The organism is Treponema pallidum subsp. pallidum str. Nichols, from assembly GCF_000410535.2.
Taxonomy (GTDB): Bacteria; Spirochaetota; Spirochaetia; order Treponematales; family Treponemataceae; genus Treponema; species Treponema pallidum.
Genome location: NC_021490.2, coordinates 406315 through 422890, shown reverse-complemented (window position 1 = coordinate 422890; position 16576 = coordinate 406315). Strand labels below are relative to the sequence as shown.

Annotated in this window: 15 protein-coding genes; 2 read left to right on the top strand and 13 right to left on the bottom strand. The window is 51.3% G+C overall.

Going from position 1 to position 16576, the window contains the following annotated elements:
* Positions 1-44: 44 nt before the first annotated feature.
* The 13 genes from TPANIC_RS01930 to mraZ form a co-directional block, all read right to left on the bottom strand.
* Positions 45-938, bottom strand: a complete 894-nt coding sequence (locus TPANIC_RS01930) for a tyrosine recombinase XerC (RefSeq protein WP_010881843.1) — start codon at positions 936-938, stop codon at positions 45-47.
* Positions 931-3126, bottom strand: a complete 2196-nt coding sequence (gene topA / locus TPANIC_RS01925) for a type I DNA topoisomerase (RefSeq protein WP_010881842.1) — start codon at positions 3124-3126, stop codon at positions 931-933. The genes TPANIC_RS01930 and topA overlap by 8 nt, the downstream gene beginning before the upstream one ends.
* Positions 3127-3158: 32 nt before the next feature.
* Entirely contained in the window at positions 3159-4067 is a 909-nt protein-coding gene (gene dprA, locus TPANIC_RS01920) for a DNA-processing protein DprA (RefSeq protein ID WP_010881841.1), read from the bottom strand.
* The gene (locus TPANIC_RS01915; RefSeq protein ID WP_014505485.1) at positions 4064-4789 is read right to left on the bottom strand and encodes a tetratricopeptide repeat protein; all 726 of its coding nucleotides are present in this window, start codon (positions 4787-4789) and stop codon (positions 4064-4066) included. Before TPANIC_RS01915 ends, dprA begins: the two co-directional genes overlap by 4 nt.
* Positions 4790-4805: 16 nt before the next feature.
* On the bottom strand, positions 4806-5726 hold the full coding sequence (locus TPANIC_RS01910) for a site-specific tyrosine recombinase (RefSeq protein ID WP_010881839.1): 921 nt from the start codon (positions 5724-5726) through the stop codon (positions 4806-4808).
* The gene (ftsZ, locus tag TPANIC_RS01905) at positions 5723-6979 is read right to left on the bottom strand and encodes a cell division protein FtsZ (RefSeq protein WP_010881838.1); all 1257 of its coding nucleotides are present in this window, start codon (positions 6977-6979) and stop codon (positions 5723-5725) included. The genes TPANIC_RS01910 and ftsZ overlap by 4 nt, the downstream gene beginning before the upstream one ends.
* A gap of 45 nt (positions 6980-7024) precedes the next feature.
* The gene (gene ftsA / locus TPANIC_RS01900) at positions 7025-8269 is read right to left on the bottom strand and encodes a cell division protein FtsA (protein ID WP_010881837.1); all 1245 of its coding nucleotides are present in this window, start codon (positions 8267-8269) and stop codon (positions 7025-7027) included.
* A 12-nt stretch (positions 8270-8281) separates the two neighbouring features.
* Positions 8282-9097 (bottom strand): cell division protein FtsQ/DivIB, encoded by an 816-nt coding sequence (locus tag TPANIC_RS01895; protein ID WP_010881836.1) that lies wholly within the window; start codon positions 9095-9097, stop codon positions 8282-8284.
* On the bottom strand, positions 9075-10229 hold the full coding sequence (ftsW, locus tag TPANIC_RS01890; RefSeq protein ID WP_010881835.1) for a putative lipid II flippase FtsW: 1155 nt from the start codon (positions 10227-10229) through the stop codon (positions 9075-9077). The genes TPANIC_RS01895 and ftsW overlap by 23 nt, the downstream gene beginning before the upstream one ends.
* Positions 10226-11605, bottom strand: coding sequence for a UDP-N-acetylmuramoyl-tripeptide--D-alanyl-D-alanine ligase (locus tag TPANIC_RS01885; protein WP_010881834.1), 1380 nt, complete (start codon positions 11603-11605; stop codon positions 10226-10228). Before TPANIC_RS01885 ends, ftsW begins: the two co-directional genes overlap by 4 nt.
* Positions 11589-11900, bottom strand: a complete 312-nt coding sequence (locus TPANIC_RS01880; protein ID WP_014505483.1) for a cell division protein FtsL — start codon at positions 11898-11900, stop codon at positions 11589-11591. The genes TPANIC_RS01885 and TPANIC_RS01880 overlap by 17 nt, the downstream gene beginning before the upstream one ends.
* A gap of 75 nt (positions 11901-11975) precedes the next feature.
* Positions 11976-13115, bottom strand: coding sequence for a 16S rRNA (cytosine(1402)-N(4))-methyltransferase RsmH (gene rsmH, locus TPANIC_RS01875; RefSeq protein WP_010881832.1), 1140 nt, complete (start codon positions 13113-13115; stop codon positions 11976-11978).
* The gene (gene mraZ, locus TPANIC_RS01870) at positions 13112-13561 is read right to left on the bottom strand and encodes a division/cell wall cluster transcriptional repressor MraZ (protein ID WP_010881831.1); all 450 of its coding nucleotides are present in this window, start codon (positions 13559-13561) and stop codon (positions 13112-13114) included. The genes rsmH and mraZ overlap by 4 nt, the downstream gene beginning before the upstream one ends.
* A gap of 232 nt (positions 13562-13793) precedes the next feature.
* Between mraZ and TPANIC_RS01865 the strand changes: the two genes are divergently transcribed.
* On the top strand, positions 13794-14510 hold the full coding sequence (locus TPANIC_RS01865) for a YwaF family protein (RefSeq protein WP_010881829.1): 717 nt from the start codon (positions 13794-13796) through the stop codon (positions 14508-14510).
* Positions 14511-14649: 139 nt separating this feature from the next.
* Positions 14650-16470, top strand: coding sequence for a DNA repair helicase XPB (locus TPANIC_RS01860; protein ID WP_010881828.1), 1821 nt, complete (start codon positions 14650-14652; stop codon positions 16468-16470).
* Positions 16471-16576: the final 106 nt, after the last annotated feature.

Sequence of the window (16576 nt, the reverse complement as noted above, 5' to 3'; positions counted from 1 at the left end):
GCAGCTCGCTTCCCCGCATCGTTTGGACGCTCCGTTCCTACCCCCTATCCACGCGGATGCGCACGGTGATACAAGTCCTGCAGTTGCTCTGAAGTCACATGCACATATCGCTGGGTGGTAGACACACTCGCATGTCCTAATAACTCTTGCGCAACGCGCACATCAGCCCCCCGACGGATCAACGTCGAAGCAAAACTGTGCCGAAACGCGTGGGGAGACAGCGCGTGCACGTCCTGGGCCAAAAGCACGTACCGACTAACAAGGTACTGTATTCCGCGCACAGAAAGCGACCGACCCCGCTGATTCACAAACAGCGCGGGTGTGCAAGAGGCGTAGCGCGCACATCGCTGCGCACGCGCCTGCATATACACGTGCAAAAAATTCTGCGCAAACGGAGCAATAAACACGGTCCGCTCCCGATCACCCTTTCCCCGCACAATCGCAGAACTAAGATGCGGATGCACATCTTTCAATGAGAGCGCCGCTATCTCTGAAACGCGACATCCTGTTGAATACAACATCGCAAAAAGTGCCGCATCCCGTTCCTGCCACAAAATATCCGTACGACTTGGTAAGGTGTAAAACGCCTTTGCTTGCGGTGGAAACATAAAACGAGGCAACTTTGAAGGACCTTTTATATTCCTCACTAAGCGTGCAGGATTGTCCGCGCACCAATGTTTTTTTTTAGCAAACACATAAAAACCTCGCACCACGGACAAAACTCGGTTAATACTCGCTGCGGAAAGTCCCCGTCTTCCTAACTCACACACAAACAGACGCATATCAGAAACTGTTACGCGCGCGCACGCTCTCTGCGCGTGTTGCAACCAGCGTTCAAAAAGATTCAAGTCGCGCGCATAGGCAGAAACCGTATGCGCAGACAGCCTGCGTACCCGAAAAAGATATTCAAGATACTGGGTAAACTGCTCATTACTCATAATGTTGCACTGCTCCTTTATCCTGTGCCCCCCTGTGGCTACCATCCAAGACAGCTTCCTTTCCCAGAGAAAGATTTTTTCGAGTAGGAGATACATACCGACACTCAGGGTTTACACACGCAGTATATGTGCCGACTCTGCGATTTGATTTTTCAACCAAAAAGCATCGACACTGAGGACACACTGCAAAGGTCGGTTTAAAGTGAGTGACAAAATCGCAGACAGGGAAACGCGTGCAGCCATAGAATTCCTTTCTTCCCCTTGTTTTTTTCCCCACGATATTCCCATCGCACGCAGGACGCGGACACTTTGCAAGAGGGACAGGCTGAGTATTTCTACACTCAGGAAACTTTCCGCATGCAAGGAAAAATCCAAACCTGCCCAGTTTTTTCACCATCGTATCACCACACTGACTACACACCACATCTGTTTTCTCATCGAACACACCGCGCATGCTGTTAAGATCTTTCATCACCGTTGAAACCTTTTCGCTGAAAGCAGGATAGAAATCCGCAATGACACAATTCCACTTGATTTTATCTTCCTCCACCTCATCGAGTTTACTTTCCATGCGCGCGGTAAAACTTACATCAACAACATCATGAAAATAGGTGGTGAGAAGATCACTAATGACCTTTCCCAATGGGGTCGGCATTAGCTGTTTTTGAATACGAGTTACATAATAGCGATCCAGCAGTACTGAAATAGTCGGTGCATACGTTGAAGGGCGCCCAATTCCCTTTTCCTCCAACATTTTTACGATACTTGCATCCGTGTACCGAACAGGACCCTGCGTAAAGTGCTGTACGGACTGCACGTTATGTAGTGCAACTACCTCACCTTCCTTCGTAGGGGGAAGTACAGCTTTAGAGAGATCTTTGGGGGATAACATTTTCAGTACACGGTAGAATCCCTGTTCAATAACCTGCGTTTCAGTTGCACTGAAAACCGCCGGGCCAGCGGTAATTTCAAACGTCAAACTGCGCACTCTTGCATCTGTCATCTGACTTGCAACAAAACGCTCCCAAATCAACGTGTACAGACGTATTTGATCACGCGTAAGGTGCGCTTTAATCCGCTCAGGAGTGTGGGCAACATATGTTGGTCGAATCGCCTCATGTGCGTCCTGAGACTTTCCCTTTGCAGCGTACCGATTGGGAGTACCCGGCAGTGCGTCAGAAAAATGCGTTGCTATCCACGCGCGCACTTCCTTTACAGCAGCTTCAGAAACGCGCACCGAATCTGTACGCATATATGTAATGAGCCCCACGCGGTGGGTACCAAGAGATACGCCTTCATAGAGCTGCTGCGCAACCTGCATCGTTTTACGCGAGGTAAACCCGAGCCTATTGGCAGCGCATTGCTGCAACGTAGAGGTAGTAAAGGGCTGCTTCGGTCGAACATTTTTTTCAAAACTGCGTATTTGAGAAACTCGTGCCTCACTCTGAGAAAAAAGACCGATAGCGCTTGTAGCCTCCTGTTTGCTTTTGAATACAGCCTTTTTCCCTTGAATCAGTATCAGTAGTGCAGAAAATGACTTTTTATCCTTTTCAAACGTTCCTTCAACCGTCCAGTATTCTTCTGGAACAAAGCGCTTTACTTCAACTTCTCGTTCACAGATAAGACGAAGTGCAACCGACTGCACACGTCCTGCAGACAACCCGTTTTTCACCTTATGCCACAGGAGCGGACATAGGTGGTATCCTACCAAACGGTCCAGTACGCGCCGCGCCTTTTGTGCATTGACCTTTGCGGTATCTATTGGAACCGGATGGCCAATTGCCGCCCTAATCGCGTGCGGTGTAATTTCATTAAACACGATCCTTTTGATCGGCGTATCACAATACGCCTGGATAGACTGTGCAAGGTGGTACGCAATCGCCTCCCCCTCTCGGTCACGATCGCTGGCAAGAAACACTTGCAGTGACTGCTTAGATAGGGTGCGCAACTCTTTTAAACACTGCGCACGACCACGAACTGTAATGTACTCAGGCTGGAAATCGTGCTCAATATCAATAGCTAAACGAGACTTTGGCAAGTCAATAACGTGGCCCATGGACGCTCGCACCACGTACTGCGTTCCCAGATATTTTTCGATGGTCTGCGCCTTCGCAGGAGATTCCACAATAACCAAATGCTTCCGCGCAAATGTCTTCTGCCTTTTCGGTTGTAGCCCACGCACTTCCATGTTTTCCGCCCCCTATGCTTACCGAAACTGTCCTACGTCCGACCCGTACATGCGTATTCCCAATCGTCAAACATATCCTGCACGCACGTCAGCGCGCGTGCACCTTCTGCATGCAGAAGTCTTCCTCCCTCATTTTGAAGACTTTCAAGCAAGGGTTCATACACGTACACATCACGTCCCTGTTCCAAGGCACACAATGCGGTAATCAACGCGCCTGACTTCTTTGGTGCTTCCATAACAACGAGCGATCGTGCCAAACCTGAAATGAGCCTATTGCGTTCAGGAAAACGATAGCGCATCACATGCTCAGATGGCGCATATTCACTCAGAATGCATCCTCCGGTTTCTATAATCCGTGCAGCAAGCGCGCTATTTGAGCGTGGATATAACTGGTCTACACCACAGGCAAGTACTGCGAGGGTGTACCCACCACCTGCTAATGCTCCTTTGTGACAGAATCCGTCTATTCCACGTGCAAGTCCTGAAACAATGGCAATGCCCGATTCAGCACACGCCTTGGAAAAGGCCAAACTGTTCCGAACTCCTTCACCGGTTGGAGTACGTGTGCCAACCATCCCCACAATAGGTTGGGTTGCACACGGCAAAGTGCCCCGATAGAACAGCACAAACGGTACATCACTTATTTCTCTTAACCAGGAGGGAAACGCATCATCGTCTTTGAACACCATTTTTATCTGATAACACCGCATGGTTTGTATACCGTGCCGAACGAGGTGAGGCAACGCAGAAAGTTGCGCACCCGCAGTGCGTATGTGCCTTTCTACAACACGCTCAAAATCACGCACCTTCCATGCAGTAAGCTCCTGAAAAGAACCTACAGCTTTTGAAACGCGCAACCGCTCCCCACCTTTTAAAAAGTGACAGTAAGAGAGCGCAAGAGCAATCTTGTGCGTTTCAGTGAGTACAGTATCCGTGTTCATCCACGGTCCCCACGCGTAGCACGCTGCGATACATTCGTGACTAATTCTTTATTCTGTCGCGCACGATCTCTCTGATGGGAGTCACTGCTTTGGACAAGGATGCGATCGTAACACTCTATTGCCTGAGCATATCGTCCAAGTGTGTAGTATGCGCGCGCAAGAACGAACAAAGCTGCTTCTGTATTTTCTTTCAATTCGAGGAGCTTTTGCAAATGAGGAACCGCGTTCTGTGGCTGATTCAGTTCAAATACATACAATACAGAAAGACCGTACAACGCGTGGGAATACTGCGCGTCCAACGAGAGCGCACGCACATACGCAGAGACTGCTAACGCGCGATAAGCAGCTTGCTGCTGCATTTTCTTCTCAGGATCAATAGGAGCGACGTACTTAGCCGCATATGCGGCACACAACGCCTGGTAAAAAAAAAGATGCTTATTTTCGGGAGCAAAGGTAATGGCCTGGGTAAACGCATCAAGCGCGTGCGTATACATCTTACGATCGAAGTAGCGCAACGCGAGCATCTTGTACCAAACACCCACCTGATCCTGCACTGCGTGCAAACGCTCGAGGCGCTGTTCGTGCAGCTTTACTGCCCTCCGCAGTTCTTCAATAGAGGTTGGATGGGGCACTCCTTTCTCTAAATCCTGAACACGTTGCACGGTGCGACGCTCCTTACAGGAATGAAAAAAAAAGAACGCCGCGCACAGTGCACCGCCCACATATGACGCACACCGCCTAGTTTTCATCACGAAGACCTTCTGAAGAAAAACACGCGCGGTGACACGCTTCGAGCTGTCCATTTTCCACGTGTGTGTACACCTGGGTAGTTGCAATATCTGCATGGCCGAGCAGACACTGAACCGAATGTAAATCGACACCGCCTGCAAGCAAATGCGTCGCATATGAATGGCGAAACGTATGAACGTGCGTCTCCACCCCTGAGCGGATTTCAATATCCTGCAGGCGCTTCCATATACCTTTACGACTCAGACGACCCCCCTGCCTGTTTAAAAAGACAGCTCCTTTTTTTTCACTATTCTCCGGATGCTTCGCGCTCGTAAAACGAACACGCGCCTCACGTATATACTGCATGAGAAAGTAACACGCCTGTTCTCCAAAGGGAGCCATACGCTCTTTGTTCCCCTTACCTGTCACTTTTAGCAGACGTTCTGCAAAAAAAATGTCAGAAAGGGAAAGAGAAACTGCCTCACTGACCCGCAAACCTGCAGCATAAATAAGTTCAAAGAGCGCGCGATCACGCACGCCACCTGGTGTGCACAGTGGAATGGATTGCAGAAAAGTGTTGACCTGTTCGGGAGACAGCACGCGCGGCAGTGAATACGCACGACGCGGTGCATCAACGTCTTGCATTGGGTTATCAGGACGCACCTGCTCCAAAATGAGAAACTGATAGAACGCGTGCAGCGCCGCCATGTCCTTCGCAATCGTTTTGCCTGAGACACCCGCAGCACTCCGCTTTTCGATAAAACGTACACAATCGTGCGCATTGGCGCTTTCAATGTTACACGGCGGATCAAGGTTTTTCTGAAAAAGCATCAACGTAGTCACGTACGTCCGTGCGGTCAAAAGCGCGTGCGCCTCTGCCGAAATTAAGTACGCGTAAAAGGATTGCACACGGATATCGACGTCTTTCACAGACCCTTGTTCCTATTTCTCAAAAAGGTCGGTTCATCCAAATCTTCATTTACCGAGGGGAGCGGAACGCCAAACGTGTGGCCCTTCACTCCGTTCTTTTCCATACGCGTTTCTTGAACAGCGCTATTACGCGTAGCCAGACCAGGTAAGTTTGGCTGTTTAGAGCTTTTAGCTCTGTTCCATTCGTCAGAACTAATATACACACCGGTACTCACCGCACCGTACGATGATGTTTTTATCTTTTGAGAACTGTGTGTATCTCCCGCTATCGAAATACTCGCTTGCGGTACACCCGTTGCGATAACCGTAACCCTCACCCTATCCTGCATACTCGCGTCGATGGACGTGCCATGGATGATAATCGCATCCGGATCAATGGTCTTTGCAACCACAGACATCACGCCATCGACTTCTCCCATGCTCAAGTTCTCTGAGCCACGTACCGCAACCAGCAGTCTGGTAGCACCTTCTATCCGCGTCTCTTCCAAAAGCGGATTATTAATTGCAGCGGTTGCCGCATCTACTGCGCGGTTTTCCCCTTCTCCCTCTCCCACACCGATAAGCGCGTACCCCTGCCCTTCCATGGTGTTTTTTACATCCATGAAATCTAAATTCACTTCTCCAGGAAGGGTAATTAAATCAGAAATACTTTGCACCGACTTGCGCAGCAGATCATCTGCAACCAGATACGTCTCTTTAATCGGGCAGCGCTTATCTACCACACTGAGTAAATTCTGATTAGGGATCACAATCACGGTGTCCGAGTGCGTGCGCAATTTTTCGATCCCTCGCTCAGCGAGCATCATCTTTGCTCTGCCTTCAAAGCGAAACGGCTTCGTGACTACGGCAACTGTCAAAGCACCAAGTTCCCGTGCAATCTTTGCAATAACTGGGGCAGCACCTGTTCCCGTACCTCCTCCCATCCCTGCGGTGATGAACACCATGTTCGCGCCCTGCAACGCACTTGCAATGGCTTCAGCATCTTCCATTGCAGCCTTCTCGCCAATCTCAGGATCACCGCCTGCACCCAACCCCCTTGTCACCTTGGTGCCAATGGCAAGCTTTTTAGGCGCGGTAGAATAGCTCAACGCCTGCACATCTGTATTTGCTGCAATAAACTCGACGCACTGCAAACCGCAGCTCATCATCCTATTTACCGCGTTTGACCCACCACCACCGGCACCGATGACCTTTATGACCGTTGGACTTAGGGTAAACTCTTCGCCTGAAGGTGCAAGCTCTATATTCATCATTCCCCTCCCATTCCCCTACACCGCGTGCCGCATGCTGTGCGCGGTTTAAAACAAGTTCCTCCAAATATCCTTCACTTTAGTAAACACTCCCGCACGCTCCATCTCAGCACGGCCCTGATAAGCGCGCTGTCCCTGCTTATGGGTATATTCTAAAATCAGTCCTAACACCACTGCAAACTCAGGACTGCGATATTCCCCTGCCAATCCTCCCAAAGTACCTGGTATTCCAAGGTGCACGCGCGGTGTATCAAAAATTGCTGACGCAAGCTCTACCGCACCGGTAAGCTGCGCGCCACCGCCGCAGAGAATAATATTTTCAATGATACCACGACCGCTTTGCGTCTCCACCGTCGAAAGACGATCGCGCACTATCGTAAAAACCTCACACATGCGCGCTTCAATTATTTCGGCGATTTCTCGTTTAGAAATTTCTACAGGAATCCGATTTCCCTGGCTGGAGATGAGAACACTCCCTTCTCCCTCAAGCAGGGGGATCCAGCAACATCCATCTTTAATTTTAATGCGCTCTGCAGTTTCAAGCGGGAGGTTTTTTACCTTTGCAAGATCAGAAGTTACCTGACTGCCCCCAACAGGAATCGAAGTGATAAGCACCGGGGAACCCTTGTACATTGCAATAACATCCGTAGTTCCCCCACCAATATTAATGAGCACACACCCTACATTTCGCTCGTCATCGTTTAACACAGAACGAACAGCAGCGAGCCCGTTATGCATTAAAAAATCGATGTGCAAGTTCGCCCGTTTCACGCAATCGATTACACTGCGCATACACGTTGCAGAACCGGTGATCATATGCACCTCGCCTTCCAGGCGAACCCCAATGATATTGCGCGGATCGGTGATGCCGTGCTGATCATCCACCGAATAAACTTTGGGAATAACATGAAGAATTTTACGATCGGGAGGAAGAGAAACTGCACAGGCAACTTCAAGCACCCGATCAATATCGCTTTGATCAACTTCGCGATGCCCCTTCCCCTTATCTGCAACCGCCACAACACCTTTTAAATTTCTACCCTCGATGTGGGTACCTCCAAGCCCCACAACGCAGTGCGCAACTTCGATACCGGACATCATCTCCGCAGCTTCAACCGCGTGGTGGATACCCACAACTGTATTCTCAATATTGACTACTACACCCCGCCTCAAACCCTTTGAATGACCGACGCCTACACCTACAACCTGTAACGCACCACCTTCCAACCGCTCGGCCACTACCGCCCTGATCGATTCGGTACCGATATCTAAGCCGACAATAACCTCACCCATAACTTTCCTCTTCTAGCGATACACCGCCGTCCCACCTCTCACGTCAAGCTCCTTAATGCGCCTCTGCGTTTGCCACTCCCGCAGCGCATCAACGAGCAATATGACATACCGCAACTTTTCTTCGCTAAGGTTTTTGTCCATGCGTACTCTGATAGGTGCACGCACCAGGTAAAGCGCTAAATCATATCCCCCGTGTCTTTTTTGTTCAATGCTTATCTCAGAAATTTCACCGAGCAAAAGAGGGTTCCGCTTGCTCAAATTATCTAACTGCACAAAAAGAGGAACAAGCTGATCGTGCACGCGTAGCCCCACGCGCGGATTACGAAATTCAAGACCACTTACTACCGGCAATACTGTATCAAGAGGTGCCGTCCCAACACTAAAAACTGTTCCTGTCTTGTCAATCTGCACCGGCATCGCACGGCCTTGAACGTGCACAAAACCAAGTGCAATAGCAACACGCTCTACCACATGAACATGCATCGTATCTGGAAATTTCTTTAACACCTCTACCTGAGCAAGTAACGGAACAGATGCCAGTCGTTCCGAAATTGTAAAACCGTCCAAACTCATCCATTTTTCTTTACCAGTGAGCCCTGCAGCCTTCATCAAATATTCCGGGGATATCGTCACATTTCCTGAAAATTCTACCTTTGCAAAAGAAGTTGCCGGAACAACAAAAAGATAAAATACAAACTCCACACACAACACGAGCAGCAATATAACAATTACCACCTTCAGTACTGCAACTCTCACCCGCATAGACATATACCCTACCAGAGGGTACTTGCACGCTTCAGTATTTCTACACAAAAACTGTTTCTTCACGCTCCCTCCTTATCTTCTCATCCCCTGAAACATTGATGATCAATCCACATAAAGAAAGCGTTACCACAATAGATGAACCTCCTGAAGAAAAAAAGGGAAGAGGAATACCAGTGGCTGGAACTAGACGTACCACCACTGCAACATTCAAAATTGACTGTAAAACAATTGCCGCCGACGCGCCGAAAGCCAAAAAAGTATTAAAGCGATTAGCACATCTGAGTGCGATAGAAATGCCAGTGAGGGTAAACGCAAACAACAACATTAAATATAAACACACACCAATGAATCCCATCTCTTCTCCAATAACGACAAAAATAAAATCCGAATATACTTCGGGCACGCTCGCAATTTTCCTCACCCCATTTCCAATACCACGCCCCCACAACCCTCCATCCATCAGTGCCTCGAGCGCCGCGTTTACTTGGTATCCTGCGCCAAGCGGGTCTCTATCTGGATACAAAAATGAAAGCACTCGACGCAAACGATTGGTGGACGTGACGATCATAAGCACTGCTATCGGCGCAAGAACCATTATGCCTCTTAAAAACCACCACAGAGGCGCACCTGCAATGAAGAACATAACCACTGTGATAAAAAGCAAAAACATAGCGGTAGAAAAATCGTTTTGAAAAAAAACTACTGACACAAAAATCACGCTCACAACAAAGGGAGGAAAAATTGATCGTATAGGTGTATCGAAATGCTCCCGGTGCTTATCAAAAAAGTTTGCAAGAAAAACAATGAGTACCAGCTTCACAAATTCAGATGGCTGAAAATTAATATCAAACACCTTAATCCAACGCGTCGCTCCATTGCGCGTTGAACCAATACCAGGGAAAAACGTGCACACACAGAGCGCAAATGCAACGAGAATCAAAGGAGACAATGCTTTTCTTAAAGAAGCTAAACGAACAAAGGTAAAAAACAATAAACACACAAGACCGATGCCTATACTCACTCCCTGTCTTACCAAAAAATAACCAGGATAACGAAAAAAGCGCTGCGCATAATGCACCGACCCTGAATAAAGCGTTACAAAACCTACTCCTACCATAAGGGCGACAAGCAGTATGAATACAAAACTGTAACGCTCTTGATGTACATTTTTCTCGATGGAAATCATCGGTCTCATCGCTCTTTCCTCAAAAGAGGTTCAAGCCGCTCGAGCGCAACACTGCGTGAACCTTTCACCAGAACAAAATCACCCCGCCGTAATTGCGCGTCTAACGTTTCTTGCAGCGCAGACAGTTCCTCTAGTGCAAAGGCGTACACGCGCTTCCTCCCCCAGGAAACTTTTCTTACCGCACGACAAAATTCGGGACCAAACACATACACTGCACGCGCGTCAGAAGCGGCTGCCAAAACACACACCCGATAGTGAGCTTCGGCAGCGGTAACTCCTAGCTCTCCCATGTCACCGAGCACATATACTTTTGATACTGCAGAAATATGCGCACACAAATGAAGCGCCGCAGCCATTGAATCAGGATTCGCATTGTAACAATCGAGCAAAAAGGTCAGCGACGCACACACCACATGAGAGCGGCCAAAGGGCGGTTTTACCCGCTCCATCCCCCGCTGAATTTCCTCAGCAGGAAGTCCTACCTGTGCGGCAAGCGCAATCACTGCAAGCGCATTCTTTGCGTTATGCACCCCAGGTAGTGGCACGCGAATCCATCGTCCTTGATATAACACGCGAGAACCACGTAAACCCTCATCTATCACCTCAGTTGCTAGACCACGCCCCCCCTGATCGTAAACTACAACCCTACCGTACGGGATATTAGACAGGAATACACGATATGCATCGTCGGGGACAAAACCCACGCTGTGTTCAGTAAATTGAGAAAAAATCTCTTTTTTCTCTTCCGCAATTGCCTGCTGCGTGCCCAGAATGCCTACGTGCGCACAACCTACGTTGGTAATGATCGCGTAATGAGGAACAAGTATCTGAGCGAGCGTACGCATCTCCCCCCGACGATTCATCCCCAGCTCAAAGATTCCTACCTCATGTTCTGCACGCACAAAAAACAGCGACTGCGGTAAACCTATCTCTGAATTTAAATTTCCTGGCGTCGCAACCACCCGATACCGTTCACTGAACACCGCGCGAGCCATTTCTTTTACGGTTGTCTTTCCGCTTGATCCGGTAATGCCAATCCTAATAAGCGCAGGAAACTTTTTGCAGTAAAAGGAGGCAAGATCTTGCAGCGCCCTGAGCGTGTCGTGCACCGCAATACAGGCAGCTCCAAAGCGAGTGCACCAAGCAACATATTCCCCAGCATGGGGGTACCTTTGATCTATAAGCGTTGCAACTGCGCCCTTCTGCAGCGCTTCTTCAACAAACGTATGTCCATCTACGTGCGCACCACGGAGCGGAATAAACAAATCACGCGGCACAACCGCACGACTGTCAAAGGAAACCCCGTCAAAACCGCGCGCCCCTCGTGCATCGCACACGCGAGCCCCTTGCACTGCCGCACATACCTCATCAAAACTCAGAAGCATGAGGGGAGGAGTCCTTGTGCGCAGGACGCAGCTTAATGCGCACAATTTCGGCGTGCGACGCCCGGTGTAAGTGCAGTTTCTCTACCGCGAGCTTTTCAATACGATCCGGCTTAGACAGGATCGCGATCCCAGAAATCTTACGCTTATTTTCTGCGATAATACGGTGTTGCTCTGCGTCGTACTCACGCACCACACGCTCAACCGCCTGATAGCGCGAAGCCTGCCACACCCCCGCACACAGCAACACGGGGATACTCACCGTAAAGAACAACGCGCTCACCTTTTGCACCGTCATCCCTCTTTGCCGGCGAGGTATTCCCCTTCGCTGCTTTTCTCTCATCGCCCCTTTCTCACGCATCAGCCCAGTCTCCTACCGTTTCTCAATGACGCGTAACGTAGCACTCCGCGAAGCGGCATTCGCAGCACGCTCCACACACGAAGGTACAAGCGGCTTCTTGGTAATCAGCGATGCACGCGCCACACCGCCGCAGCTGCATATCGGCACACGAGCCGGACAGCTGCAGCGTTTCGCCCAGTGCCGAAAATGTACCTTAACAATCCTATCCTCACGCGAGTGAAAACTAATAACCGCAAGTCGACCCCCAGGCGCAAGCGCCGTAAACGCTGCCGTAAGAAGGCGTGGCAAACGCTCAAGCTCCCTGTTCACCGCAATGCGCAATGCTTGAAACGCCTTGGTTGCCGGATGGAGCTTCGGCAAAACCCCAAGAACACCGCGCCGCTTCCCAAACCGCGCCGTCCGCATCGGCGGCACCACGCGCGCAACGACTTCTGCAAATGCGCGCGCAGAGCAAAAGGGCGCCTGCCGACGCTGCGCGCACACCGCCTGCGCAATCCGACGCGCGTAACGTTCCTCTCCCCCTTCAAAAAACAATTGTGCCAAACGTGCCTGCGGCAGCCGATTCAGGAGGTCTGCAGCGGTCTGGGAGGCTTGAGGATCCAGGCGCATGTCCAACATATGTTCTTCTGCGAAGGAAAAGCCCCGCATCGCCCCCCTGTAATGGAAAAAAGAAATACCAAGGTCTAACAATACTGCCTGCGGCGCCGGATACGCACCCGGCACACCTGCGGCGCCAGCTGCAGTCCTTCCCGTTGCAGGAGAGGCAGGAGCTGATGCATATGCGGAGGCAAAAAAGACATCAGACCACCCCAGGACATAGCGAAGCCGCTTGCCAAACGGCGTCAAGCGCGCTCGCGCCCGTGCGAGCATTGACGGATCTATTTCAACACCGAGCGCACGGAGCGCAGGGTACGCGTGCAAAAACGCCTGTGTGTGTCCCCCATCCCCCAGTGTCCCGTCAATAAAAAACGCCCCCGCCCCATCTCTCGTGCTGTCTGCACCTCGCGAGATACCCACAATTGCAGGTTCCAACAACGTCAGGCATTCCTGCACGAGTACCGGCTGATGGCAAAGCGCTGGGCACTGAACCTCTCCTGCCTCCACCTCAGCCTGCACCTCCTCTTTTGTGTGCGTATGCCCGGAAAGACTCACAGACAAAGGTCCTGCAGTGTTTCGGTTCCTGCACGGAAGTCCGCCTCACTTTCTGCAAGATAGGCGCGGTAGCGCGCGCGGTCCCAAATCTCAAGGCAGTGGCTGAGCCCCAGAATAAGACAATCCTTTTCCAAGGCGGCATACTCGCGCAAGGAAGGGGGAATAAAGAGGCGCCACGCGCGATCAAGCTCAACCTCCTGGGCAGGAGCAATAAGGCGACGCAGCACTGCACGAGACGGCGCGTGGAACAGCGAAGCACGCGCACTAATCTGGGAAGAAAAGCGGTCCCACTGCGCACGGGGAAACACCCACAGGCAGGACTCAATCGCGCAAGTGAGCACCAAGCGGGTATCACTCAGCGCAACACGCAAGCGCGCAGGAAGCATGAGACGCCCCTTTTCATCGAGATTGTACGAGTACGCTCCAGTAAAGGCGTTATCCTCCACGATTTCCTACCTTCCCCTATATTTTTCCTAAATCCTCCCACAAACTCCCCCGGATTCTAGCACATCCGCCTGCATTGTCAACCTGTGCCGGACCAGCTCACATACATCCCCTCCCTGACACTGTGCTCCTTCTTTCCCCGCAGCCCCCACCCTATCGCAAAAATTTACTGGACAACCGGCAACGGTATGGGTGACAATGTTCTTTTTCTCGTCGGGGGGGGGGGGTGGACGTATGCTGGGTGCAGAGCTGGCGGATACGGGTCTTTTTGTGCGGTTTGGTGCGTTGCACTTTGCAATTGCGTCGGTCGCCGTTCTTCTCAGTGCCTTGTTCGTGCTGCTTCCGTTTGCGCTGCCGCGGCTGCTTGCGCACAAGAACCTAGCGCGCGCGGGGGTTGCAATCCTTTTTTTGCGTCTGGGCCTCATGCTGTGTGGTACGCTCTTAGACGGGCGTTCGTGGCGTAACGAGCTTCCCTTTCACCTGTGCCCCGCAGCGCTCATTTCAGGGTCGCTGTATTTCATCACCCGCCGACCTATCTTTTTCAATCTGCTGTACTTTTGGCATTTTGGCTCTTTCGTTGCGGTACTCTATCCGGATCTCACTCGGGCGCACACCATCTTGTACGCGTACTTGTTCATGCTCACCCATTGCCTTGAGCCTGCGATGGTCGTGTTCAGCCTGCTCCACTTGCGCGAGCGCATTAGCAAGCGTGGCCTGCAATGCGCAGTGCTTGGCTTTCTTCTGCTTGCAGCAAACGCACTCTTTTGGAATCGGAGACTCGGCGCCAATTACCTTTTCATTAGCAAATACCCGCTTGAGATCCTTCGGGTAATCCGTCCTTTTTTTGTGTATCAGCTGCTGTTTGTCAGTGCACTGTGCCTGTTAATGCTGGTACTCTACCTACCCTTCCGGCCAAGCCAACACGGAAGAAACCAGCTCTTCGTCATTTAGCTGCTCGCTGTGCGTTCCATCGGACCCTTCTGCCAAGGCAGAGGGCACGCGTGCCCGTTGGGACATCGTGGTGGAGTTGCAGCGCGCTTGCGTCACACGGCCTTACTCCGCGGTCAACGCGAACGTATAATGGTGCGCTGTGACTTCTGTACCAAAACCGCTTATCATCCAAGCAGACCGCTCCATTTTACTTGATGTGCACGCTCCTGAGGCGGTAGCAGCACGCAAGGCGCTCGTTTCCTTTGCAGAACTGGAAAAATCTCCAGAGCATCTACACAGCTACCGACTCACTCCTCTTTCTCTGTGGAACGCCGCGAGCGCAGGATTCAGCCCCCAGATGATTGCACAAACACTGACGCGTTTCTCACGCTTCACTCCCCCGCAAACAGTACTCGACTGGGTAGTGGATATCATGAGCCGCTATGGCAAAATTCGCCTTCGCGAGGATACGACGCACAGCACCCTACTGCGCCTTCAGGTACGCGACGCACACATCGCAAGAGAAATTGCCGCCTCAAAAAGTCTTGCATCGCACCTTTCCCCCACAACCGCTTGCCTGCAGGACGGTCCGCTGCCCACACCGGACACTGCGCGCATTGCCCAGCCGGATACGACACCTCAGGTGCAGGGTGCACAGACTGGATGCAGTTACGACTTTCTATTGCCACGCCTCCACCGAGGCACCGTTAAACAATTACTCTTGCGCCACGGATGGCCGGTGCATGATGAAGTGCCTCTCCGCGAGGGAACTCCCCTATCCTTGCGCTTACGCATCTCTCCGGCTTCGTGTCCTCCTCCTTCTACTGCGTATCCGTGTTGTCACACGCCAGGGACACCCTCGTTTGTGCCACGTGACTACCAGTGGGAAGCAGCCGATGCCTTCGTCGGGAATCGCACACAAGGGAGCGGATTTGGTGTGGTAGTTTTGCCGTGTGGCGCGGGAAAAACGGTTGTCGGTTTACTCGTTATGGGTCTGTTGCAAACGGATACCCTGATTCTGACTCCTAATAGCGCAGCTGCACAGCAATGGAAACGTGAATTGTGTGAAAAAACCGACCTGGACGGGACATCCATCGGTATCTATTCAGGAGAATGCAAGGAAATCAGACCAGTGACTATCGCAACCTACCAGATACTCACCTGGCGTGCGCATGCAGACGCTCCCTTTTCCCATTTCCGTCTCTTTATGGAACGCAGTTGGGGTTTGATTATTTACGATGAGGTGCACTTGCTCCCTGCACCGCTTTTCCGTATCACCGCAGAACTTCAGGTGGTACGACGCTTGGGATTAACTGCAACGCTCGTGCGAGAAGATGGCTGTGCGCAGGATGTGTTCAGCCTCGTAGGACCGAAGCGGTATGACGTGCCGTGGAAGGATTTAGAAGCACGCGGCTGGATCGCACGGGTGCGGTGCGTAGAAGTTCGGGTAACGATGGACCGGTCACTCCAGTACCAGTACATGACAGCTCCTGTGCGCCTGCGACATCGCCTTGCCAGCGAGAACGAAGCAAAAGTAGCGGTGGTACAGCGTCTATTGCGCGCACATGCAGGTGCGCCTACACTGATTATTGGGCAATACGTGCAGCAGTTATTACATCTCGCACACGTACTGCAGGTGCCACTGGTGAGCGGAAGACAAACTTATGCGGCGCGTGAAGCCATCTATCAGCGTTTTCGCGAGGGCACGCTCCAGGTGCTCGTTGTATCAAAGGTGGCAAATTGTGCGCTTGATCTTCCTGACGCGTCGGTTGCAATTCAAGTTTCCGGGACATTTGGCAGCCGTCAGGAGGAGGCGCAACGCCTCGGACGCCTCTTACGGCCAAAGATATGCGACGCCCATTTTTACTCGTTAGTTACAGAACAAACGGTGGAAGAAGACTGTGCACTGCGTCGCCAGCGGTTTTTGGTAGAGCAGGGTTACACGTACGAAACCCTTCGCGTAAGCGAAGTACACGAATAAAGGATACTCCGTGCAGAGTCCTCCCTGTGTGTGTGAGGGGGGGGGGAGGAGGGGGTGACCGTGCGGTCTCCCTTGTTTTTTTGGTTCAAGACCGCTACAGTACTCC